Origin of the sequence: Erythrobacter sp. SD-21, assembly GCF_000181515.1 — a bacterium.
In the GTDB taxonomy this organism is placed as follows: Bacteria; Pseudomonadota; Alphaproteobacteria; order Sphingomonadales; family Sphingomonadaceae; genus Qipengyuania.
The window spans coordinates 673,233-694,303 of sequence record NZ_ABCG01000001.1 but is presented as its reverse complement, the minus strand read 5'-3'; the positions used below and the strand labels follow the sequence as shown (position 1 = coordinate 694,303).

Annotated in this window: 19 protein-coding genes; 9 read left to right on the top strand and 10 right to left on the bottom strand. The window is 64.3% G+C overall.

The window, feature by feature from the left end:
- Nucleotides 1-2: 2 nt before the first annotated feature.
- The gene (locus tag ED21_RS03420; protein WP_006832433.1) at nt 3-1,007 is read left to right on the top strand and encodes a bile acid:sodium symporter family protein; all 1,005 of its coding nucleotides are present in this window, start codon (nt 3-5) and stop codon (nt 1,005-1,007) included.
- Here the strand turns inward: ED21_RS03420 and ED21_RS03415 are convergent.
- Together ED21_RS03415 and panB are read right to left on the bottom strand one after the other, a co-directional pair.
- Nucleotides 937-2,007: a DUF475 domain-containing protein gene (locus ED21_RS03415; RefSeq protein ID WP_006832432.1), complete on the bottom strand. Its 1,071-nt coding sequence runs from the start codon at nt 2,005-2,007 to the stop codon at nt 937-939. The genes ED21_RS03420 and ED21_RS03415 overlap by 71 nt on opposite strands.
- A 15-nt stretch (nt 2,008-2,022) precedes the next feature.
- The gene (gene panB, locus ED21_RS03410) at nt 2,023-2,898 is read right to left on the bottom strand and encodes a 3-methyl-2-oxobutanoate hydroxymethyltransferase (protein WP_006832431.1); all 876 of its coding nucleotides are present in this window, start codon (nt 2,896-2,898) and stop codon (nt 2,023-2,025) included.
- A gap of 127 nt (nt 2,899-3,025) precedes the next feature.
- Here panB and ED21_RS03405 point away from each other — a divergent pair, with 127 nt between their 5' ends.
- Nucleotides 3,026-4,456 (top strand): sodium-dependent transporter, encoded by a 1,431-nt coding sequence (locus ED21_RS03405; protein ID WP_006832430.1) that lies wholly within the window; start codon nt 3,026-3,028, stop codon nt 4,454-4,456.
- Nucleotides 4,457-4,529: 73 nt separating this feature from the next.
- On the opposite strand, the gene ED21_RS03400 is transcribed toward ED21_RS03405, so the two are convergent.
- The gene (locus ED21_RS03400) at nt 4,530-5,015 is read right to left on the bottom strand and encodes a pyridoxamine 5'-phosphate oxidase family protein (RefSeq protein ID WP_006832429.1); all 486 of its coding nucleotides are present in this window, start codon (nt 5,013-5,015) and stop codon (nt 4,530-4,532) included.
- A 150-nt stretch (nt 5,016-5,165) separates the two neighbouring features.
- Between ED21_RS03400 and ED21_RS15315 the strand changes: the two genes are divergently transcribed.
- Together ED21_RS15315 and ED21_RS03390 are read left to right on the top strand one after the other, a co-directional pair.
- Nucleotides 5,166-5,948, top strand: a complete 783-nt coding sequence (locus ED21_RS15315; RefSeq protein WP_006832428.1) for a hypothetical protein — start codon at nt 5,166-5,168, stop codon at nt 5,946-5,948.
- A 65-nt stretch (nt 5,949-6,013) separates the two neighbouring features.
- The gene (locus tag ED21_RS03390) at nt 6,014-7,522 is read left to right on the top strand and encodes a DUF6504 family protein (RefSeq protein ID WP_156787272.1); all 1,509 of its coding nucleotides are present in this window, start codon (nt 6,014-6,016) and stop codon (nt 7,520-7,522) included.
- Nucleotides 7,523-7,526: 4 nt separating this feature from the next.
- Here ED21_RS03390 and ED21_RS03385 read toward each other — a convergent pair whose 3' ends face one another.
- Together ED21_RS03385 and ED21_RS03380 are read right to left on the bottom strand one after the other, a co-directional pair.
- Nucleotides 7,527-7,874 carry a hypothetical protein gene (locus ED21_RS03385; protein ID WP_006832426.1) on the bottom strand — a complete coding sequence of 116 codons (348 nt, stop codon included), beginning with the start codon at nt 7,872-7,874 and terminating at the stop codon, nt 7,527-7,529.
- A gap of 55 nt (nt 7,875-7,929) precedes the next feature.
- The gene (locus tag ED21_RS03380) at nt 7,930-8,328 is read right to left on the bottom strand and encodes a PilZ domain-containing protein (protein ID WP_006832425.1); all 399 of its coding nucleotides are present in this window, start codon (nt 8,326-8,328) and stop codon (nt 7,930-7,932) included.
- A 201-nt stretch (nt 8,329-8,529) separates the two neighbouring features.
- On the opposite strand from ED21_RS03380, the gene ED21_RS03375 reads away from it, so the two are divergent.
- Genes ED21_RS03375 through ED21_RS03355 form a run of 5 tightly spaced genes read left to right on the top strand, consistent with a single transcriptional unit; the run spans nt 8,530 to nt 16,198 of the window.
- A complete protein-coding gene (locus ED21_RS03375) occupies nt 8,530-9,774 on the top strand; it encodes a putative DNA modification/repair radical SAM protein (protein WP_006832424.1) in 1,245 nt (414 codons plus the stop codon).
- A complete protein-coding gene (locus tag ED21_RS03370) occupies nt 9,771-11,207 on the top strand; it encodes a UdgX family uracil-DNA binding protein (RefSeq protein WP_006832423.1) in 1,437 nt (478 codons plus the stop codon). Before ED21_RS03375 ends, ED21_RS03370 begins: the two co-directional genes overlap by 4 nt.
- Nucleotide 11,208: 1 nt before the next feature.
- On the top strand, nt 11,209-14,811 hold the full coding sequence (locus tag ED21_RS03365) for an error-prone DNA polymerase (RefSeq protein ID WP_034921042.1): 3,603 nt from the start codon (nt 11,209-11,211) through the stop codon (nt 14,809-14,811).
- Between the two features lie 26 nt (nt 14,812-14,837).
- Entirely contained in the window at nt 14,838-15,476 is a 639-nt protein-coding gene (locus tag ED21_RS03360; protein ID WP_006832421.1) for a LysE family translocator, read from the top strand.
- On the top strand, nt 15,473-16,198 hold the full coding sequence (locus ED21_RS03355) for an extensin family protein (RefSeq protein ID WP_006832420.1): 726 nt from the start codon (nt 15,473-15,475) through the stop codon (nt 16,196-16,198). The genes ED21_RS03360 and ED21_RS03355 overlap by 4 nt, the downstream gene beginning before the upstream one ends.
- Here ED21_RS03355 and phoB read toward each other — a convergent pair whose 3' ends face one another.
- The 5 genes from phoB to pstC form a co-directional block, all read right to left on the bottom strand.
- Nucleotides 16,199-16,888 carry a phosphate regulon transcriptional regulator PhoB gene (phoB, locus tag ED21_RS03350; protein WP_034921312.1) on the bottom strand — a complete coding sequence of 230 codons (690 nt, stop codon included), beginning with the start codon at nt 16,886-16,888 and terminating at the stop codon, nt 16,199-16,201.
- Nucleotides 16,889-16,961: 73 nt separating this feature from the next.
- A complete protein-coding gene (gene phoU / locus ED21_RS03345; RefSeq protein WP_006832418.1) occupies nt 16,962-17,633 on the bottom strand; it encodes a phosphate signaling complex protein PhoU in 672 nt (223 codons plus the stop codon).
- 12 nt (nt 17,634-17,645) lie between these two features.
- Complete coding sequence (pstB, locus tag ED21_RS03340; protein ID WP_233995697.1) at nt 17,646-18,392, bottom strand: phosphate ABC transporter ATP-binding protein PstB; 747 nt, start codon at nt 18,390-18,392, stop codon at nt 17,646-17,648.
- Nucleotides 18,393-18,430: 38 nt separating this feature from the next.
- Entirely contained in the window at nt 18,431-19,681 is a 1,251-nt protein-coding gene (gene pstA, locus ED21_RS03335; RefSeq protein WP_006832416.1) for a phosphate ABC transporter permease PstA, read from the bottom strand.
- The gene (gene pstC / locus ED21_RS03330; protein WP_006832415.1) at nt 19,674-21,059 is read right to left on the bottom strand and encodes a phosphate ABC transporter permease subunit PstC; all 1,386 of its coding nucleotides are present in this window, start codon (nt 21,057-21,059) and stop codon (nt 19,674-19,676) included. Before pstC ends, pstA begins: the two co-directional genes overlap by 8 nt.
- Between the last annotated feature and the right edge of the window lie 12 nt (nt 21,060-21,071).

The window sequence follows — 21,071 nt, the reverse complement described above, 5'->3', positions numbered from 1 at the left end:
GCATGGCGCTACGCACGATCATCGCCGACCCGATGCTGCGCCTGCTGGTCGGCGCGGTGGTGCTGGCCGCGTTCCTGCCCATACCTTCGGCGCAGGCGGATGTCGCGCAGACGGTCGCCAACGTCGGCATCTTCGCGCTGTTCCTGCTCAACGGCATGCGGGTTTCGCGCGGGGAGATCGGGCGCGGCCTGCTCAACTGGCGGTTCATCCTGCCCTTGGTGCTGTGGGTGTTCGGCGCCATGGCGCTGGCGGGTCTGGGGCTGAGCAAGCTGCTGGCAATCGGCCTGCCGCCGCTGGTAGCCGTCGGGCTCCTCTACCTCGGGGTGCTGCCTTCGACCGTGCAATCGGCAACGTCCTACACCACGCTGGCCAACGGGAATGTGGGGCTCTCGGTCATCTCGGCGGCGCTCCTCAACATCCTCGGCGTGTTCGTATCGGTGCCGATCTTCCTCCTGCTCGGCGGGACGGGCGAGGGCGCGGTCGGCATGGAAACGATCGAACGGATCGCGCTGATCCTGCTCCTCCCATTCATCATCGGACAGGCGGTGCAGGGCTGGACCAGCGCCTGGGTAGCCAGGCACAAGGCGCGTGTCGTCTGGCTCGACCGGCTGGTCATCGCACTGGCGGTCTATGTCGCCTTTTCGGGTGCGGTGGAGCAGGGCATCTGGGGCCGGCTCGATCCTGCCGCCTGGATGACGCTGGCGCTCGGCATCGGCCTGTTCCTCGGCATCGGCAATACGGGCGCATGGCTGGCTTCGGGCGCGCTAGCCCTGCCGCGCCGCGACCGCATCGCCTTCCTGTTTGCCGGCGCACAGAAGAGCGCCGCGGTGGGCGTACCGCTCGCCACCATCCTTTTCGCGCGCGAGGAGGCGGGTTTCATCGTCCTGCCGCTCTTGCTCTATCACTTCTTCCAGCTGGTGCTGGCCGCGCCGCTGGCTAGTCGGCTGTCGACAGCGTCGCATCCTCGGGATGGCGACGGTTGTGCCGCACCGACCACCAGAAGCTGAGGCCGATCAGGACAGCGCCTAGAAGCCCGGTGACAGTCTCCGGAATATGCCAGCGCGCCGACAGCAGCATGATGATGCCGAGCACGATGATCGCCCAGAACGCGCCGTGTTCGAGATAGCGATATTGAGCCAGCGTCCCGGTCCGGACGAGGTGGATCGTCATCGAACGCACGAACATCGCACCCACGGACAAGCCCAGCGCGATAATTATCATGTTGTTCGACAGCGCGAAGGCACCAATGACTCCGTCGAAGCTGAAGCTGGCATCCAGGACCTCGAGGTAGAGAAAACCGCCGAGACCGGACTTCACGATCTCGCCTGCGGCCTTCTTGCGGGCCTCCTGCGCTTCGATGATCGCGGCAATGGCGTGCACCGCGATGAAAGTGACAAGTCCCAGAATGGCGGCCGTCAGGAACGTGATCGCGTCGTCCGGTGAAAGCAGTGTCGAAACGCCATAGACCAGCGAGAGAACCAGGCCGATTTCGACCGCCGGCACGTTAGAAAACTTGTTGATGGTGCGCTCCAGCACGGCGATCCAGTGCACATCCTTGTCTTCTTCGAAAAAGAAGGTGAGGCCGACCATGGCCAAGAAGGCCCCGCCGAAGCCGGCGATGGAGACATGCGCATCGGATACGATCTGTTCGTAACGCTGCGGATCATTCAGCGAAAGAGACACGGCTTCTCCCGGACCGACGCCAGCGGCCAGTGAAACGATGGCGATCGGAAAGACGATCCGCATGCCGAACACGGCGATAAGGATGCCGATGGTCAGGAAGCGCTGCTGCCAGACCGGGTCCATGTCGCGCAGGACGGTGGCGTTTACCACGGCGTTGTCGAAGCTGAGCGAGACCTCGAGAATGGACAACACGACGACAATCCAGAGGATGCCGAGTGTGGCGGTTATCGAACCCGTGCTGCTCCATCCATACCATACAGCCAGCGCAAAGCAGACCGCCGTGAACAGTAGCGAAAAGGTGTAGTATTTGCGGATAGTTTCCATCGAAAGTGGGGTCCCTCAGCCTTTCTTCGGCTGGTAAGTCTGGTCGCGAGTCGGGAAGCTGCGGCTGCGCACTTCCTCGGCATATTTGCCGACGGTGCTGGATATGACCTCGGCGATATTCTCGTATTTCTTTACGAAGCGCGGCACGCGTTCGAACATGCCGAGCATGTCCTCGGTGACCAGCACCTGCCCGTCGCACTGGGCCGAAGCGCCGATGCCGATGGTGGGGCAGGACACGGCCTTGGTCGCCTCGATGGCGATGGGTTCGAGCACCCCTTCGAGCACGATTGCGAAGGCCCCGGCCTCGTCCAGCGCCTTTGCATCGCCGACGATCTTTTCCGCTTCCGCATCGCTGCGTCCGCGCGCCATGTAACCGCCAAGCACGTTGACCGCCTGCGGGGTCAGGCCGACATGGCCCATCACCGGGATACCGCGCTGATTCAGGAAGGCGACCGTTTCGGCCATCTGCTCCCCGCCTTCCAGCTTGACGGCAGCCGCGCCGCTTTCCTTGAGCAGGCGCGCGGCGTTTTCGAAGGCTTGTTCCTTCGACGCCTCGTAGGAGCCGAAGGGCATGTCGACGATCACCACCGAGTGATAGCTGCCGCGCACTACGGCAGCGGCGTGGTTCGACATCATCTCCAGCGTCACGGGGATGGTGGAGGGCAGGCCGTAAATCACCTGGCCCAGCGAATCCCCGACCAGCAGCATGTCGCAATGTGCGTCGAGCAGTTGCGCCTGCCGCGCCGTGTAGGCGGTCAGCATGACCAGCGGGTCCTTCGTCTCGCCATCCGCCTTGTGCGCGCGGATTTTGGGGACGGTCAGCCGCTTCATCGGCTGGGGGGTGGGATTGGCGCGGCTGGTGCTCGTATCGAGCTGGAATGTAGTCGACATGGCGCACGCCCTAGCAAGTGCGGGGGAGAAGGCAAAGCAACGCTTGGACAGCCGCAGGTTTCCATGCTTTAAGCGCGCATCATTGCGGTGCGGGAGGCATCGCTCGACGAGAGGGAATTACACGACAATGGTCGCTGCCGGCAAAACGACGGGCGAGGGCTGGTCCTCGCGCTCTGCATTTATTCTCGCTGCGGTGGGTGCCGCAGTCGGCCTCGGAAATATCTGGCGTTTTCCGACACTTGCAGGTGAAAGCGGAGGCGGCGCCTTCGTTATTTTCTACATTGCCTGTGTGTTCCTGCTCGGCCTGCCGCTGGTTCTTTCGGAAATTTTTATCGGCCGCGTGGGCCAGACCGATGCGATCGGTTCGATCCGCAAGGTGGCGCAGGATTCGAACGCATCGCCCAAATGGTCGATCTTCGGCGGGATCGGCGCAGTTGCCGCCTTCCTGATCGTTTCCTTCTATTCGGTCGTAGCCGGCTGGGTGCTCTATTATGCGGGCGTCATGGGCTGGGATCTGCTGCAGGCCATCGGTGCGGGCGAACCCTTCCGCGGCGCGCTGGCAGGTGAAGACCAGGCGCAAATCCAGCAACGCCTTGGCGACATGTTTGCCAGCTGGCCGCTGCTGCTCGTTGTGCACCTTCTCTTCATGGGTCTCACGCTTTATATCGTCGCGCGTGGGGTGAGCTCGGGTATCGAGAAGGCGGCGACCTATCTTATGCCGATGTTCTTCGTGCTGCTTGTCGGCCTCGTCATCTACGGTGCGATCGAGGGCGATATTGGCGAAGCGGCGGCCTTCCTGTTTACACCCGACTGGTCGAAACTGACCCCGCAGGTTATGAATTCGGCTCTCGGCCAGGCGCTGTTCTCGCTATCGCTTGGTGTGGCGGGTCTCATTACCTACGGCTCCTACATCAAGGAAAAGAGCAATCTCGGCGGGACCGCTGCCATGATCGCGGTTGCCGATACCAGCGTGGCGCTGCTCGCTGGCCTGATGATCTTCCCGATCGTGTTCGCCGTGGGCCTCGATCCGGCGGCTGGACCGACGCTGGTTTTCCAGACACTGCCCTTCGCGTTCCAGACCATGCCGGCCGGCGCGCTGTTCGGCTTCCTGTTCTTCATGCTGATCCTTGTCGCGGCCATCACCAGTTCGATCTCGCTGCTGGAAGTGCCGACTGCATGGGGTATCGGCGAGCTTGGCTGGAGTCGTCCGAAATCGGCGCTCGTCTTCGGCGTTGGCGCCTTCCTGATCGGCGTGTTCTGTCTGCTCGGCTACAACCTTCTCGCCGATGTGCGCTTGCTGGGCTTCTGGGACCTGTTCGCGGAGACCGACATCCTCGACACGATCGACGGCTTCACCGGCAAAGTAATGCTGCCGGTCGGCGCGCTGCTGACCTCGCTATTCATCGGCTGGAAGGCGGACGCAAACCTGCTGCGCACCACGACCGGTCTTTCGCCCCTGGCCTTCGGCCTGTGGCGCTTCCTGATCGCATGGCTGTGCCCGATCGCGGTGGCGATCATCCTAGTTACCGGGCTCTTCCCCAGCCTGCTGGGCGCCTGACCCGTCGAACGTAAAAAGGGCCGCTCCGATGAGGAGCGGCCCTTCGTGACTGTCTTATGATTATTGGATCGATTTAGATATCGATCTTGTCGACGTGGCGTTCTTCCGCCTCGTCGTGAACATTCATGCCCAGCGCCATCTTGGCCGTGTTGAGCAGGCCGAGGTCGCCGCTCCAGATCTCGGCATCGCCGAGATCCATGCGCAGGAAGAGGATGTCGGGATTGTCCTTGCCGCCATCGTACCAGGCTTCGACGAAATTGTTCCAGAACTGGTCGAAGCGTTCCTTGCTGGTCTCGACCGACAGCGTGCCGTCGAAGCGGGCGAACATGTCGTGATCTTTGCCGGCGAAGCTCGCCGTGACCTTGCCAAGCTGGGCGAAAGTCGAATTCTTCTGGGTAAAGAACCAGATCGAGCTGTTGGCATCCTTGTCGAGCTGGGCGGTCATCGGGACCGAAGTGTCCGACTGTCCGTCGAGTTCGAGGAAGAGGAATGGCGAATCCGAAAGCGCGAGCCAGAACTTCTTCTTGAGCGCTTCGGGATTTCCTGCGGAGTGTTTCATGGATGGGGCCCTTTTCGATTTTACGTTTGCCTGTTCAACCAATTGTACGGGCGATCTGTTCCGGTGTGCGCGCCGGAACGGGGCTGTGAAAGGATGAATTGCGAATCCTTCCCGAATGGAACATAATGGGAACAAACGAGTCGATTCTCCATGACCCAGCCCGACCTTTCCTCCCTGCCGACCACGGCCTTCGAAGACGTTGCCACGCTTGCGGCGCGGCGTAGCGCGCGTTGGCGTCCGGGGCTTGCAATCCAACAGGGCAAGGCCCTGCACAGCGAGATTTTCGCCTCCTCGCGCGAGGCGGCGGGGGCCGGGGCGGCGCTTGCCTTGGCGCTCGACGACTGGCGCTGCACCCCTCGCGGGGAGGGCGAGGAGGCCGAGGACCGGCGCAGCGTGCTGTGGGTCCAGACCCGCGATGCCGCGCGGCTGGGCGGCAGGCCCTATCGCGCCGGCCTGCCGAAGGATTTGCAGGCGCGGCTCATACATGTGCTGGCGGAAAAAGCGGAAGACGCGCTCTTCGCGCTGGAAGAAGGGCTGCGCTGCCGTGAACTGGCTTTCGTCATCGGCGAGGTCTCGGGCAATCCGAAAGCGCTCGATTTCACCGCCTCGCGGAGGCTAACCCTTACCGCGCAGAAGCACGGTGTTCCACTGTTCCTGCTGCGCGTCGATGCCGGCCGCGACCTGTCCTCCGCCCGGATGCGGTGGGAAGTCGCCTCGGCTCCTTCGGACACGCCCGAATGGAATGCGCAGGCGCCGGGCGATCCGGCATGGAAGGCCGAACTGTTTCGCGCGCGCAGCCACGCGCCCGGCGAATGGGTGCTCAAGGGGAGCGATGGAATCCTCTCTGCCTCCAAGGCGAGCAGGCAAGCGGATCGCGCGGTGGCGAACTGGACAGCGGGGCTGCAACACCGGCGCACGCCCCGCCGCGCGTGAATGCCTTCGCGGCGAACCTGCCAGTTTCGCAGACCCGCCGCATCCTTTCGATCTGGCTTCCCGCCATGGCGATGGACCGCTGGCGGCTCGGCGCAGCGGAGCGGCGGGAGTTCGACGAGACCCCGCTCGTCCTGATCGCCGACACCGCGCACGGTCCCCGGATCGAGGCGGTCAATCGGGCCGGTGCCGGAGCCGGGGCACGGGCGGGCATGATGCTCGCCGATGCGCGCACGCTGTGTCCTGAAATCGTGACCGCCCCCTCCGATCCGGCGGGCGATCTCGCCTTCCTCGAAAAGCTCGCCGTCTGGGCGCAGCGCTGGGGGCCGTGGTCGGCAATGGATGCGCCCGACGGGCTGCTCATCGACGTCACGGCCGTGCCGCATCTCTTCGGTGGAGAGGCGAAGCTGGTCGCCGATGTCGAGGCAGCCTTCGCCAGCCGCGAGATCGCCGCCCGCTGCGCCATCGCCCCCACGGCCGGAGCGGCCTGGGCGCTGGCGCATTACGCGGCACCGGGCACGATCCTCGGTGCGGGGGAGGATGCGGAGGCGCGCCTCGGGGAATTGCCTGTCGCGGCGTTGCGGCTGGACCAGGACGTCGTCACCGTGCTGCGCCGCCTCGGCCTCAAGAGACTGGGCGAACTGACCACGATCGGCCGCGACGCGATCCAGCGCCGTTTTCGCAACCGCAAGTCGCCTGCCGCCAACCCGCTGATCCGGCTCGACCAGCTGCTCGGCCGCGTGCCCGAGCCGCTGTTGCCCGTGGTCCCGCAAGCGATGCCGCTGGTCCAGCGCCGCCTGCTCGAACCGATCCGCCACCGCCAGTTGCTCGACCAGGTGGTGAGCGACCTTGCCGACGACATGGCCCGCGAACTGGAAAGGCGGGGCGAAGGCGCGCGCCGGCTCGAACTGGGCCTATGGCGCGTCGATGGCGAGGTTGCGGTGCGCCGCCTCGAACTCGCCGCCGCCACGCGCGAAGCGGCGCATATCGTGCGGCTGCTCGCAGCCAAGCTCGACGATATCGATGCAGGGTTCGGGATCGAGATGCTGCGCCTGCGCGCCAGCTGGGCCGAGCCGCTCGCGCTGGAGCAGGGCGATATCGAGGCGGCGGCAGAGAACCACGGCATCGCGCTGTCGGCGCTGGTCGACCGGCTCACCGTCCGGCTGGGCGAGGGAGCGGTGACACGCCCCGTACCCTTCGCCAGCCATATCCCCGAACGCGCCCAGCGCTGGCAGCCTCCGCTCGAACCCGAACCGCCCAGCCAGGGGCAGCTGGCTTTCCACAACCGGCCTCTGAAACTGCTCGACCGGGCCGAGAAGATCGCCGTGCTCTACGCCACGCCCGACGGCTACCCGCAGCGTTTCCGCTGGCGGGGCGAGGTGCACGAGGTGACGCGTGTCGAGGGGCCGGAACGCATCGCGCCCGAATGGTGGCGCGAACGCGGGACGGCGCGGCTGCGCGACTATTACCGGATCGAGGACCAGCGCGGGCGACGTTACTGGATCTACCGGCTCGGTATCGTAGGGGACGGACGTGGCGGGGCGCCCGACTGGTATCTGCAGGGGCTGTGCGCCTGAGCGATCAGTCTTCTTGCGCGGTATCCGGATCGAGCGTGCGCATTTCCTCTTCGGTAAGCGGCTTCTCGTCGATGCCCTCCACCTCGGAGAATTCCGGAGCGATCGCGCTGGTCATGCACACCCGATAGGCGGCTTCGCCGCGGCGGTGGCGGATGTTCTCGACCGTGGTCGCAGCCACGCGGGACTGCTCGAGCGCGCCCGGTGTGTTGTTGAACGGCGGAACGAGCACGGTCGCGGCAACACAGCGCTCGGGCGCCTCCTCGCGATGCTCGGCGTGGTCGCGATGGTCCTGGGCAAAAACGGCGACGGGCAGGGGCGCCAGCGCGATGCCGACAGCAAGAGCAAGTTTCATGATGCGATCTCCTGCTGTGCCCTTGGGACAAAACAGGTGTCGGCAGGCTGAACCGTCAGCTGTCGCGCGAAACGAGCGAGGCGCGGCGGCCACGCGTGGCAACAGGAATATTGCCGAAGTTCGCGACCGGACCGCTCTGAACCTCGACGACTTCGCAGCTCGCCTCGACAACCGATAGCGGGATGCGACGTTCGAACACGAGGCCGCAGCTGTTTTCGTTGGTCCAGACGATCTTGCCGAAGAACTCGTGATCGCCCCAGGCAATCAGACCCGACACGCCTTCCTGCGGCGGATTGGCGGTCTCGAACCGGGCGCCGGCTTCCGACAGGTCCGACAGGCGCCCGTCGCGGTTTCCGCCGAGCATCTTGAGCTGGGCAGGGCAATCGACGGTATAACGCTGGACGGTACGACGTTCTTCCTGGCTTGTCTGGGGAAGTCTCTGGAAAAGCGCCACGTGGTCAAACTCCTTTGTCGGTCACACGGGCGTAAGACAGGCTGGTGAATCCGGACTGTAGGGACAGGGTTAATCCCACGTTAGTTCGCGCTGTATGGCTCAACTGTGGTGCAGAACAATGTCGAGCTCGCCATCCCTCCGCGTTCGCACGCTATGCCTTTTGATATTGGCGAATCCGGTGAGAGAACGTATAGAGAACAAATGGCCTCGCAGACCGTCCTTCAGAAGCTCGAGATTCTCGCCGATGCGGCGAAATACGATGCGTCCTGCGCGTCGTCCGGCACGGCGAAGAAGAACAGCCTTGGCGGGAAGGGCATCGGTTCGACCGAAGGGATGGGTATCTGTCATGCCTATGCGCCCGATGGCCGGTGCATCTCGCTGCTCAAGATACTGCTGACCAACCACTGCGTGTTCGACTGCCATTACTGCGTCAATCGCAAGAGCTCGAACGTGGCGCGGGCGCGCTTCACGCCGCAGGAAGTGGTCGACCTCACGCTCGCTTTCTACCGGCGCAATTATATCGAGGGGCTGTTCCTCTCTTCGGGCATCGTGAAGAGCTCGAACCACACGATGGAGCAGATCGTCGAAGTCGCCCGGATCCTGCGCGAGGAGCATGATTTTCGCGGCTATATCCATTTGAAGACCATCCCCGAGGCGGACCCGGAAATCGTCCATCAGGCTGGGCTTTATGCTGACCGTGTCTCGATCAATGTCGAACTGCCGACTGACAGCGGCCTCACCCGCCTCGCGCCCGACAAGGATGCGCGCCAGATCGAAGGCGCGATGGGCAAGGTAAAATCCGACCTTGTCGAGGCGAAGGATGCAAGGAAGCGCTTCAAGCACGCCCCGCGTTTCGCGCCCGCAGGCCAATCGACACAGATGATCGTCGGCGCCGATGCTGCAACCGATGTGGATATCGTGGGCAAGGCGAGCCGGCTCTACGACAATTTCCGCCTGCGCCGCGTCTATTACAGCGCCTTCTCGCCCATTCCCGATGCCAGCGCGGTGCTGCCGCTGAAGCGCCCGCCGCTGATCCGCGAACACAGGCTTTACCAGTCGGACTGGCTGATGCGTTTCTACGGGTACAAGCCGACCGACGTGATGCAGGCGACCGAGGCGGACGGGAATCTGCCGCTCGATATCGACCCCAAGCTCGCCTGGGCCTTGAAGTTCCGTGAGGCCTTTCCGGTCGATGTAAACCGCGCGAGCAAGGAGCAATTGCTGCGTGTCCCCGGCCTCGGCGTGAAGGCGGTGGGCAAGATTTTGGCGAGCCGCCGCCACCGCGCGCTTCGGCTCGATGATGTGGCGCTGCTCACCCAGTCGATCACCAAGGTGCGGCCCTTCATCGTGACGGTGGACTGGCGTCCGATCACGCTGACCGACCGCGCCGACTTGCGCAGCCTGCTTGCGCCCAAAACCGAGCAGCTGGAGCTGTTTGCCGCATGACCGCGCTCCAGCACGTCAAGCTTGGCACCTATTACGTGGTGCACCTGCCGGAAGCCGACGATTTCGACTTCTGGCGCGAGAGGGCGCGTGCGCTGGTCCAGTGTGACGTGCCGCCGGACCGGATCGCCTGGGTCGAACCGGGTGGGAGCGGGGACCTCTTTGCTCACGGGGAACGCCGCATGCCCGTACCGCCAATGGATGCGAAGCCGGTGCGCGCGAACCGGCGCTTCGTCAGTCTTGCGAAGAACGCTATCCTCCATTCCGATCCCGAGCGGTTCGCGCTGCTTTACCGCCTGCTCTGGCGGCTGCAGTCGAACCCGCGGATGATGGAGGACAAGGCTGATCCTGACGTTCGCCGGATCGAGGAACTCGACAAGAATGTCCGGCGCGACAGCCACAAGATGCACGCCTTCGTCCGCTTCCGGCTGGTCGAGAGTGAGGACGAGGAAGTGGGCGAGCACTACGTCGCCTGGTTCGAGCCCGAGCACCACATCCTGCGCGCCAATGCGGGCTTTTTCATGCGGCGCTTTTCGAACATGCGCTGGTCGATCCTGACGCCGCGCGGCTCGCTCCATTGGGATACCGAGACCATGTCCGAAGGCCCGCCCGCCGAGCGCCACGACGCGCCCGGCGGCGATCCGATGGAGAACCTCTGGCGCACCTATTACGCCTCCATCTTCAACCCCGCGCGGTTGAAGATCGGCGCGATGCTAAAGGAGATGCCGAAGAAATACTGGAAGAACATGCCCGAGGCTGCGCTCATCCCCGACCTCATCGCGGGCGCGCAGGGGCGCGAGGCGAAGATGGTCGAGAAGGGCGCACTGGAATTCGAGGAGCGGCCCGATACGCTTGCCGCGATCGACAAGGCGATTCATGGCTGCCGCAAATGTCCCATCGGCCAGCTCGATAACCATGCCGTCATGGGGGAAGGCCCGCAGGATGCTGCGCTGATGATCGTCGGCGAACAGCCGGGTGACCAGGAGGACCAGACCGGTCGTCCCTTCGTGGGGCCTGCCGGGCAATTGCTCGACGCGCATCTGGAGAAGGTCGGCATCGACCGGCGCGCGGCCTACGTCACCAATGCCGTGAAGCATTTCAAATACGTCCAGCGCGGCAAACGGCGGCTCCACCAGAACCCGGGAGCGAAGGAGATCGACACCTGCCGCTGGTGGATCGAGAGCGAGCGGGAGATCGTGAAACCGAAGCTGGTGCTGGCCATGGGCGCGAGCGCGGCACGCAGCGTTCTCGGCAAGACGGTAAGCATCTCCCGGGTCCGCGGCGCGCCCATCGCGCTGGAGAATGGCAGCGAACTCTGGGTCACGGCGCACCCTTCCTACCTCCTGCGTCTCGAGGGCCCGGCGCGCGAGGAGCAGGCGCGGCTGTTCGATGCCGACCTCGCCGCCGTGCGCCAGCGGCTGGAGGAGCTGGCGTGACATGCCCGAGAACGACCAGCAGATACCCAAGCGGACGATCGAGCTCGATCCGGACGGCATAGACGCGCCGTCACGCGCGCCTTTCGTCGAACTCGGGCTCGTCTCCTGCTTCAGCTTCCTGCGCGGCGCGTCGGATGCGGTGGATCTCGTGCTGCAGGCCCGCGCGCTGGGATACGATGCTATCGGGATCGCCGATGCCAACACTATGGCAGGCGTGGTGCGCGTGCATACCGAGGCCAAGACGCTCAAGCTGAAGCCTTGCATCGGTTGCCGGATCGAAACGGTCGAAGGTCTGGCCTTCCTCGCCTATCCGAAAAGCCGCAAGGCCTATGGCCGGTTGTGCCGCTTGATCTCGGCGGGCCGGATGCGCACGCTTTCGGGCGAATGGCAAGAGAAGGGCGAGTGCGACATCTCACTGGAGATGCTGGCGAAGCATAGCGCAGGCGTGCAGCTGATCCTGATCCCGCCGCGCGATCTCGATCAGACGTTCACCATCGAAGTCGAAAGTAATGTCGTCCCCTTTCGTCACCCCGGCCCCCGAGCCGGGGTCCCGCTGCCTTCCAAAGAAAGCGGGCCCCCGGATCAAGTCCGGGGTGACGTAGACAGAGTGCATATGGAGGGAAGCTTCGAGGACATCCTCCCCCACCTCGCGGCTCAACTCCCGACACTCCGGTATATCGCTGCCGCCTTCCTCTACACCGACAGCGACGTCGCGCAGATCGAGCAGCTGGACACGCTTGCGAAGGCAAACGGCCTCTCCATCCTCGCCACCAATGACGTGCATTACGCCACGCCCGACAAGCGCCCCCTGCAGGACGTAATGACCGCGATCCGCCACAAGACCACCGTGGCGCGGGCCGGGCACCTGCTCCACGGCAATGCGGAACGCTACCTCAAGCCTCCCGAGACCATGTGCCGCCTATTCGAACGCTGGCCACATGCGATCTCCGCTGCGCGCGAGGTGGCCGATGCCTGCGATTTCAGCCTCGACGAGCTGCAATACGAATATCCCGAAGAACTCTATCCCGGCGGGGCCGAGCCGCAGGACTATCTCGAAAGCGAGACCTGGAAAGGGGCGGAATGGCGCTATCCCGAGGGCGTGCCCGACAGCGTCACCGACACCCTGCACAAGGAACTCGCGCTGATCGGCAAGATGGATCTCGCGCGCTATTTCCTGACCATCAAGGACATCGTCGATTTCGCGAGGCAGAAGGTCGACCCCCCGATCCTGTGCCAGGGGCGCGGCAGCGCGGCCAATTCGGCGGTCTGCTATTGCCTCGGCATCACCAATGTCGATCCCGCGCAGCACCAGCTCCTGTTCGACCGCTTCATTTCCGAAGACCGCAAGGAACCGCCCGACATCGACGTCGATTTCGAGCACGAGCGGCGCGAGGAGGTGATCCAGTATCTCTACCGCAAATACGGCCGTCACCGCGCCGGGCTATGCGCCACGGTCATTCATTACCGCCCGCGCATGGCGATCCGCGAGGTGGGCAAGGCGATGGGCCTGACCGAGGACGTCACGGCTGCGCTCGCCAAGACGGTGTGGGGCGGGTGGGGCCGCGAGATCAGCGAGAAACATGCTCAGGAAACGGGCATGGACGTGACCGATCCGCACCTGAAGCGCGTTCTCAGACTGACCGAGCAAATGATTGGTATGCCGCGCCATTTGTCGCAGCACGTCGGCGGGTTCATCCTCACCGAAAGCGCGCTGACCGAGACGGTGCCGGTGGGCAATGGCGCGATGCCGGAGCGCAGTTTCATCGAGTGGGACAAGGACGATATCGAGGCGCTCGGCATCCTCAAGGTCGACGTGCTGGCGCTGGGCATGCTGACCTGCATCAGGAAATGTCTCGACCTTTTGGGCGACCATCATGGTCGCACGCTGAGCCTTGCCAATGTGCCGCGCGAGGACCCGGAAACCTACGCCATGCTCCGCGCAGGGGACTCGCTCGGCGTGTTCCAGGTGGAAAGCCGCGCGCAGATGAACATGCTGCCCCGCCTGCGCCCCCGCCAGTTCTACGATCTCGTCATTCAGGTCGCCATCGTCCGCCCCGGCCCAATCCAGGGCGACATGGTGCATCCCTATCTCAAGCGCCGCCGCGGGGCGGAGCCGGTGGTGATACCCGCGCCATCGCCGCAGCACGGCCCGCCCGATGAACTTTCCAGCATTCTCGAGCGCACGCTGGGCGTCCCGATTTTCCAGGAGCAGGCGATGAAAATCGCGCTCGATGCGGCGAAGTTCTCGTCAAAGGAAGCGAACCGGCTCAGGAAGGCCATGGCGACCTTCCGCAGCCGCGGCATGGTGGACGAATTGCAGGACATGATGGTCGAGCGTATGGTCCACCGTGGCTACGACCGCGATTTCAGCCAGCGCTGCTTCAACCAGATCCGCGGCTTCGGCGAATACGGCTTTCCCGAAAGCCACGCGGCCAGTTTCGCGCATCTCGTCTATGTGTCGAGCTGGCTCAAGTGCCACTTCCCCGCCGCCTTTGCCTGCGCGCTGCTCAATTCGCAGCCCATGGGCTTTTATGCGCCCGCCCAGATCGTGCGCGATGCGGCGGAGCACGGAGTGCGCGTCCTGCCCGCGGATGTGAACCTCTCGCAATGGGACTGCACGCTGGAGGAGATCGGAGAAGGCAGAGCAGTCGAAGGCGATTCAGGTCGCCTGGACAAACATATCGCCTTGAGGCTGGGCCTGCGCCAGATCGACGGGCTGTCCGAAGCCGTCGCCGCGCAGCTCATTGCCGAGCGCGAGGCGAACGGGCGCTATGAGGACGTGCGCGCCTTGCGGGATCGCGCTCGCACCGGCCCAGCGCATGTCGAACGCCTCGCCAGCGCCGATGCCTTCGGTTCGATGAACCTTTCGCGCAGGCAGGCCTTGTGGGATGCGCGCAGCCTTGTCGGCGGGGCGGACCTGCCGCTGTTCGCCGCCGCTGCCGCGCGAGATGAGGGGGCGGAGAAACACGCCACGCAGCTGCCTCAGATGCCTTTGAGCGAAGAGGTCGTGGCAGATTACCAGACCACGCGCCTCAGCCTGAAAGCGCATCCCATGGCCTTCCTGCGCGCCAGCCTGGCCGAGCGCGGCTTCGTGCGCGCCTGCGACCTGCGCGCGAAGAAATTCCGGTCCATGGTCCATGTCGCGGGTGTGGTGCTGATCCGCCAGCGGCCGGGCAGCGCCAAGGGCGTGTGCTTCATCACGCTGGAAGACGAAACCGGGGTCATCAACCTCGTCGTGTGGCCGGATCTCAAGGAAAAGCAGCGCCGCGTGGTCATGGGATCGCGATTGATGGAGGTGAGAGGGCGCGTCGAATATGACGACGAGGTCATCCACGTGATCGCGCAGCACATGACCGATGCTACGGGCGAGTTGCACAAACTCTCCGACGACATGCTCAACGCCCCGCTCGCCCGCGCCGATCATGTCAGCAGCCCGCTGCCCGACAAGTTCAACCCGCGCGACAATCTGCGCGAGGGCAAGGACGATCCCTACCGACCCGTCGAGCCGTGGCAGGAGCCGCCGCCGGGCAATCGCGAGTGTGGCTGGCATCAGGGTCACCCGCGCGACGTGCGCATCATCCCGAAATCGCGCGACTTCCACTGAGGCCGGCGCTAGAGGCGCTTTTTCGAATGTTCGATCCAGAGCGCCTTCTCGCTTTCGCCCTCATCACCGCGACCACCAGCATCGTGCCGGGCCCGTCCATGATGTTCGTCATGGGACAGGCGATCTGGCGCGGAGCCCGCTCGGGATGGGCGGCGCTGCTGGGGATGCAGGTGGGCTACATCCTCTGGTGGCTGGCCGCAGCATTGGGGCTGGGGACGCTCGCCAAAGCCTATCCGCTGGCCTTCCGGCTATTGGCCATCGTGGGCGTGCTGTACCTGGCGTGGCTGGGAGCGAAGGCGATCCGCCACTCCTCCCACGCGGGCGAGGACGACGCTGCCGCACCGACGCGCAAACCGTCTGCCCACGCCTTTCGCGACGGCATCGCGGTGGCCATCGGCAACCCGAAATCGCTCGTCTACATGGTCGCCATCATCCCGCCCTTCGTCGATCCGGACCTGCCGGTGGGCTGGCAGATCGTCACGCTGGCGGTCATCGCGCTGGTGCTCGACCTCCTCGTCGGGTGGGCCTACATCGGGGCGGGCAAACGCCTCGCGACGGCGATGGAGCGGGCGGCCACGCGGCGATGGATCGATAGGGGCATCGGAACCGTATTCATCCTGATCGCGATCGCCATAGCGGTCGATCTCTACGGGACGCAGCTTTGACCTTCACCATCTCGCGCCGCATCGGGAAATTCGTCTTCGACAGGCGCGTGGTCCTGCTGCTGGTGCTGGCGGGGCTGCTCGTCGCAGCACGTAGCTGGCTCGCGACCCATCCGCAGCACAACCCGTGGGCACCGCTAGACCTAAACGATCCCAAGGGCTGGGCAACCCAGCAGAAACTCGTGGCACTGCGCGGTGACGTTGCCACCTGCCGGGCCGTACTGGCGAGCAGCGAGGTGGGTTTTCGCGCGCTGGAGCCTGCTGGCGAGGGCGATTGCCGCCGCGAGGACCGCACCCGACTTTCAAGCTATCCGCTAAGCCCGGACACGCCTGCCACGACCTGTCCGGTCGCCGTCGCCATGGAGCTGTGGAGGCGGGACACGCTCGATCCCACAGCGCGCGAGATCTTCGGTAGCGAGGTGACCCGGATCGAGCATCTGGGCGCCTATTCCTGCCGCCGGATGTACGGGCGCGAGGATGGGCCATGGAGCGAGCACGCGACGGCCAACGCGCTCGATATCGCCGGTTTCGTTCTCGCCGACGGTACGCGGATCAGCGTGCTGTCCGACTGGCAGGGCGAGGGTGACAAGCAGCGCTTCCTGCGCGCGGTGCGCGATGGCGCCTGCGGGGCCTTCTCGACCGTTCTTTCACCCGACTACAACGCCGCGCACGCCGACCATGTCCACTTCGACATGGACAGCCGCTGGACCAGCGTCTGCCGCTGATCAGGCGGCTTCGAGCGAATACCCTGCGCTGCGCACAGTACGCACCGGGTCCTTGGCGCCTTCGATCTCGATTGCCTTGCGCAGACGGCGGATGTGGACGTCGACCGTGCGTAGTTCAATATCGCTCTCGGTTCCCCATACCCCGTCGAGCAGCTGGTTGCGGCTGAAGACGCGACCCGGGCTTTCCATGAAGAACTTCAGGAGGCGGTACTCGGTCGGGCCGAGCTTCAACGTCTTGCCGCGACGCGTCACCTTGTGGGCGACAGGATCGAGCGCGAGGTCGCCAACCTCGATGCTTTCCCCCGCCAGGACAGGCCGGATGCGGCGCATGACGGCGGCGACGCGGGCGAGCAGTTCGCGCGGCGAAAAGGGCTTTGTGAGGTAATCGTCAGCACCCGTTTCGAGGCCCCGGATGCGGTCGTCTTCGGCTTCGCGCGCGGTCAGCATGATGATGGGTACGCTGGCGGTTGCCTTGTCCCGGCGCAGGCGGCGGCACACCTCGATGCCGCTGGTGCCTTCGATCATCCAGTCGAGGATGACGAGATCGGGCACGTCCTCGGCGGCGAGCAGCAAGGCCTCGTCCCCGTCCGAAGTTACGCGAACGTCATAGCCTTCATTGGCGAAACGGTATTCGAGCAGCTCGGCGAGGGCCGGATCGTCTTCGACCAGAAGTAACTTGCCTGCCTGCACCTTGGCCCCTTCCTGCGGTTTGGTTGACACGGCAGTATGACCCTCAAGCTACAGAATTGTGTCAGGCGTCCGGTCAGCTGTCCTCGTCGGGCGGATACATGCCCGTGGCGGCAAAATGCACCATTTCGGCAACATTCGTGGCATGGTCGCCGATGCGTTCGAGGTTGCGGGCGACGAAGAGAAGCTGCGCCGCGCTCGAGATGGTCGAAGGGTTTTCGACCATATGGCTGACGAGGTTGCGGAAGATCGAGTTGTAGAAGGCGTCGACTTTCTCGTCCGCCGCAATCACTTCGCGGGCGAGTTCCGGGTCGCGCGCGGCATAGGCGGTCAGCACGTCGTGAACCATCTCGCTGGCGACTTCGGCCATGGCCGGAAGCAGCGTAAGCGGTTCGAACTGCTTGCGATTGTCGCCGATCTCGCGGCTCGCCTTGGCGATGTTCTTCGAATAGTCGCCGATGCGTTCGACCACGCCCGCGATCTTCAGCGCGGCAATGACTTCGCGAAGATCGTCCGCCATCGGCGCGCGCAAAGCGATAATGCGCACGGAGAGCTTGTCGATCTCGCTTTCCAGCGCGTCGATCTTCTTGTCGCCCTTGACGACTTTTTTGGCGAGATCGTCGTCGCCCTTGACCAGCGCTTCGAGTGCTTCCTGAATCGCCACTTCGGCGAGGCCGCCCATCTCCGCGATCAGGCCGCGGAGGCGTGTGATGTCTTCGTCGAAGGCTTTTACGGTATGTTCGTTCATTTTCTCAAAGCCTTATCCGTAGCGCCCGGTGATGTAATCCTGCGTGCGCTGTTCGATCGGATTGGTGAATATGTCAGAAGTCCGGCCATATTCCACCATCTTTCCAAGGTGGAAGAAGGCGGTGCGCTGGCTAACACGGGCCGCCTGCTGCATCGAGTGCGTAACGATAACGATCGCATAACGACCGTTCAATTCGTCGATCAGTTCCTCGATCTTGGCGGTTGCGATCGGGTCGAGCGCCGAGCAGGGTTCGTCCATCAGGATCACTTCGGGATCGACTGCGATGGCACGCGCGATGCACAGGCGCTGCTGCTGGCCGCCCGAAAGCGCAGTGCCGCTGTCCTGCAGGCGATCCTTGACCTCTTCCCACAGACCGGCGCGGCGAAGCGACTTTTCGACCACCGCGTCGAGCTCGTCCCTGCCTTCGGCGAGACCGTGGATCTTGGGGCCGTAGGCGATGTTGTCGTAGATCGATTTGGGGAAGGGGTTCGGCTTCTGGAACACCATGCCGACGCGGGCACGAAGCTGCACGACGTCGAGCTTGGGGCTGTAGATGTTGTCGCCATCGAGCGTGATCTCGCCTTCGACACGGGCCGAGGGGATCGTGTCATTCATGCGATTGAGCGTGCGCAGGAAGGTCGACTTGCCGCAGCCCGAGGGGCCGATGAAGGCTGTGACGTATTTCGTCGGTATGTCGATCGAGACGTCGTCGATCGCCTTCTTGTCGCCGTAGAACACGCTGACATCGCGCGCGCTCATCTTGGCGTCGGTGTCGGTCAGGTTGGGATGGACTACGGTCACCACTTTTTCTCGAACTTGTTGCGCAGGTAGATGGCGAGGCCGTTCATCACGAGGAGGAACGCCAAGAGGACGATGATAGCAGCGCTGGTGCGCTCCACGAAACCGCGGTCAATTTCATCGGACCAAAGGAAAATTTGCATCGGCAGAACGGTGGCCGGCGCGGTGAAGCTGTCCGGCGGGCTGGCTACGAAGGCGCGCATGCCGATCATCAGCAGCGGCGCGGTTTCACCCAGCGCACGGGCCATGCCGATGATCGTGCCGGTCAGGATACCGGGCAGTGCGAGCGGAAGGACGTGGTGGAAGACCACCTGCACGGGCGAAGCGCCGACGGCCAGTGCACCGTCGCGGATGCTGGGCGGCACAGCCTTGATGGCGTTTCGACCGGCGATCACGATAACCGGCATGGTCATCAGCGCGAGGGTCATGCCGCCGATCAGCGGGGCCGAACGATAGCTTGGGAAAATGGTCAGGAAAACCGCCAGGCCAAGCAGGCCGAAGATGATCGAAGGCACGGCGGCGAGGTTGTTGATCGACAGTTCGATGAGGTCGGTCCACCGGTTCTTTGGCGCGTACTCTTCGAGGTAGAGCGCGGCCAGAACGCCGATCGGGAAAGCAAGGGCGAGCGTGACGATCATCGTCAGGATCGAGCCCTTGAGCGCACCCCAGATGCCCACCTGCTGCGGGTTGGTGGCGTCGGCGCGGGAGAAGAAGCCAGCGTCGAAATTCTTGGCGAGTTTGCCCTCGTCGGCAAGCTGCGAGGCGAGCGCCTGCATCTCCGCAGAGCCTTCGCCCGCGAGGCCTTGGGCAAGATCGGCGCTGGCCGGTATCCAGAAGGTTTCCTGTCGCTGGACGATCCCGGGGTCGGCCGAAATGGCGGCGGCAACATCGCGCCAGGCCTGCGTGCCGATTTCTTCCGCGCCCGCTTCGCCCAGTTCCTCGACCGCGAAATACTGCACCACGTCGCGCAGGCCCTGCGCTTCGAGCGACTGCATCGCCTGCGAGGTGCCCATGACGGAAGGATCGGCGGAGATACCGGCCTGCGTGAAGTCGATCGGCACGGCCACTTCGGCGCGCTGGAAGCCGCTGATGCCATTGATCGTCATCGAGCCGAGCAGGTATATCAGCACCGCAACGGAGAATAGGATGGCGGTAAGACCCATGGCCTTGAACCGCTTTTCGGCTGCATAGCGCTTTTTCAGCCGCGCCTCGAAAACGTGCGTGCGCGTGGGGGCGATTTGCTCACTCATAAGCTTCGCGGAACCTCTTCACGACGCGCAGGGCGATGAAGTTGAGACCGAGGGTGACGAGGAACAGCACGAAGCCAAGAGCGAACGCGCTAAGCGTTGCCGGATGGTCGAAGCTGCCTTCACCGGTCAGCATGGCGACGATCTGGACGGTCACCGTGGTCATGGAATCGAGCGGATTGGCGCTGAGATTGGCGGCGGTCGAGGCCGCCATCACAACGATCATCGTTTCGCCGATGGCGCGGCTGATCGCCAGCATTACGCCCGCCACGATGCCCGGCAGCGCGGCAGGCACGATCACACGGCGGATGGTCTCGTTGGTGGTCGCACCCATGGCAAGGCTGCCATCACGCATGGCCTGCGGCACGGCGGCGATGCTGTCGTCTGCCATCGAGGAGACGAAAGGAATGATCATCACGCCCATGACGAGACCTGCGGCCAGCGCACTCTCGCTCGAGGCGGAGGAAGCGCCCAGCGAGATCGCGAAATCGCGGATTGCCGGGGCAATCGTGAGCGCGGCGAAATAGCCATAGACCACGGTCGGGACACCAGCGAGGATTTCGAGCGCAGGCTTCACCCAGGCGCGCAGCTTGGGGTTGGCGTATTGCGTGAGGTAGATTGCGCTCATCAGGCCGAGCGGGATGGCGACGATCATGGCGATGATCGCGCCGATGAAGAGCGTGCCCCAGAACAGCGGGATCGCACCGTAGCGGGTGGGGTCCGGATTTTCCGCATTGGCCATCGGGTCGGGTGCCCAATGGGTGCCGAACAGGAAGTCGATCGGGTTGACCATGCCGAAGAAACGGATGGTCTCGAAGACGAGGCTGACGAAGATCCCGAGCGTGGTCAGGATGGCGACCAGCGATGCACCGAGCAGGATCGCCATGACGATCTTTTCCACGCGGTTGCGCGCGGCAAAATCGGGTTTCAGGCGCAGGAAGGCCCAAACGCCGCCGAGGAAGGCGATCGCCAGCGTGACGATGATGCCGATCCAGTTATAACGGCTGATTGCCTCGCGATAGGGCTCGACGAATTCGCGGGCGAGCGGGTTGAAAACGCCCTGTGATGCGCCGGTCGCGACCGCGCGCGCTTCGTTGAGGATGGTCTGGCGCTGGAAGCCGAAGGCCGGCAGCTGGTCAGCCGCAGGCGTGGCCAAGACCGACTGGGTGACGAGGCCGGGCGCAATCGCGCTCCACACCCCGACAAAAATCAGGACGGGCAGAACGGTCCACAGCGCCACGTACCATGCGTGATAGCTGGGGAGGCTTGCCAGCCGCCCGTCGGGGCTGGCACGCCGGAAGGACCACGCACGTGCACGAGCCGCCAACCAACCGGCGAGCCCGAGCCCCAGGGCCAGGAGAAGCAGGAGGGTCGGCGACATCGTGCGTGCTTA

Coding starts and splice junctions, on each gene's coding strand:
- ED21_RS03420 (WP_006832433.1), top strand. CDS start 3: ATGGCGCTACGCACGATCATCGCCGACCCGATGCTGCGCCTGCTGGTC.
- ED21_RS03415 (WP_006832432.1), bottom strand. CDS start 2,007: ATGGAAACTATCCGCAAATACTACACCTTTTCGCTACTGTTCACGGCG.
- panB (WP_006832431.1), bottom strand. CDS start 2,898: ATGTCGACTACATTCCAGCTCGATACGAGCACCAGCCGCGCCAATCCC.
- ED21_RS03405 (WP_006832430.1), top strand. CDS start 3,026: ATGGTCGCTGCCGGCAAAACGACGGGCGAGGGCTGGTCCTCGCGCTCT.
- ED21_RS03400 (WP_006832429.1), bottom strand. CDS start 5,015: ATGAAACACTCCGCAGGAAATCCCGAAGCGCTCAAGAAGAAGTTCTGG.
- ED21_RS15315 (WP_006832428.1), top strand. CDS start 5,166: ATGACCCAGCCCGACCTTTCCTCCCTGCCGACCACGGCCTTCGAAGAC.
- ED21_RS03390 (WP_156787272.1), top strand. CDS start 6,014: ATGGCGATGGACCGCTGGCGGCTCGGCGCAGCGGAGCGGCGGGAGTTC.
- ED21_RS03385 (WP_006832426.1), bottom strand. CDS start 7,874: ATGAAACTTGCTCTTGCTGTCGGCATCGCGCTGGCGCCCCTGCCCGTC.
- ED21_RS03375 (WP_006832424.1), top strand. CDS start 8,530: ATGGCCTCGCAGACCGTCCTTCAGAAGCTCGAGATTCTCGCCGATGCG.
- ED21_RS03370 (WP_006832423.1), top strand. CDS start 9,771: ATGACCGCGCTCCAGCACGTCAAGCTTGGCACCTATTACGTGGTGCAC.
- ED21_RS03365 (WP_034921042.1), top strand. CDS start 11,209: ATGCCCGAGAACGACCAGCAGATACCCAAGCGGACGATCGAGCTCGAT.
- ED21_RS03360 (WP_006832421.1), top strand. CDS start 14,838: ATGTTCGATCCAGAGCGCCTTCTCGCTTTCGCCCTCATCACCGCGACC.
- phoU (WP_006832418.1), bottom strand. CDS start 17,633: ATGAACGAACATACCGTAAAAGCCTTCGACGAAGACATCACACGCCTC.
- pstB (WP_233995697.1), bottom strand. CDS start 18,392: ATGAGCGCGCGCGATGTCAGCGTGTTCTACGGCGACAAGAAGGCGATC.
- pstA (WP_006832416.1), bottom strand. CDS start 19,681: ATGAGTGAGCAAATCGCCCCCACGCGCACGCACGTTTTCGAGGCGCGG.
- pstC (WP_006832415.1), bottom strand. CDS start 21,059: ATGTCGCCGACCCTCCTGCTTCTCCTGGCCCTGGGGCTCGGGCTCGCC.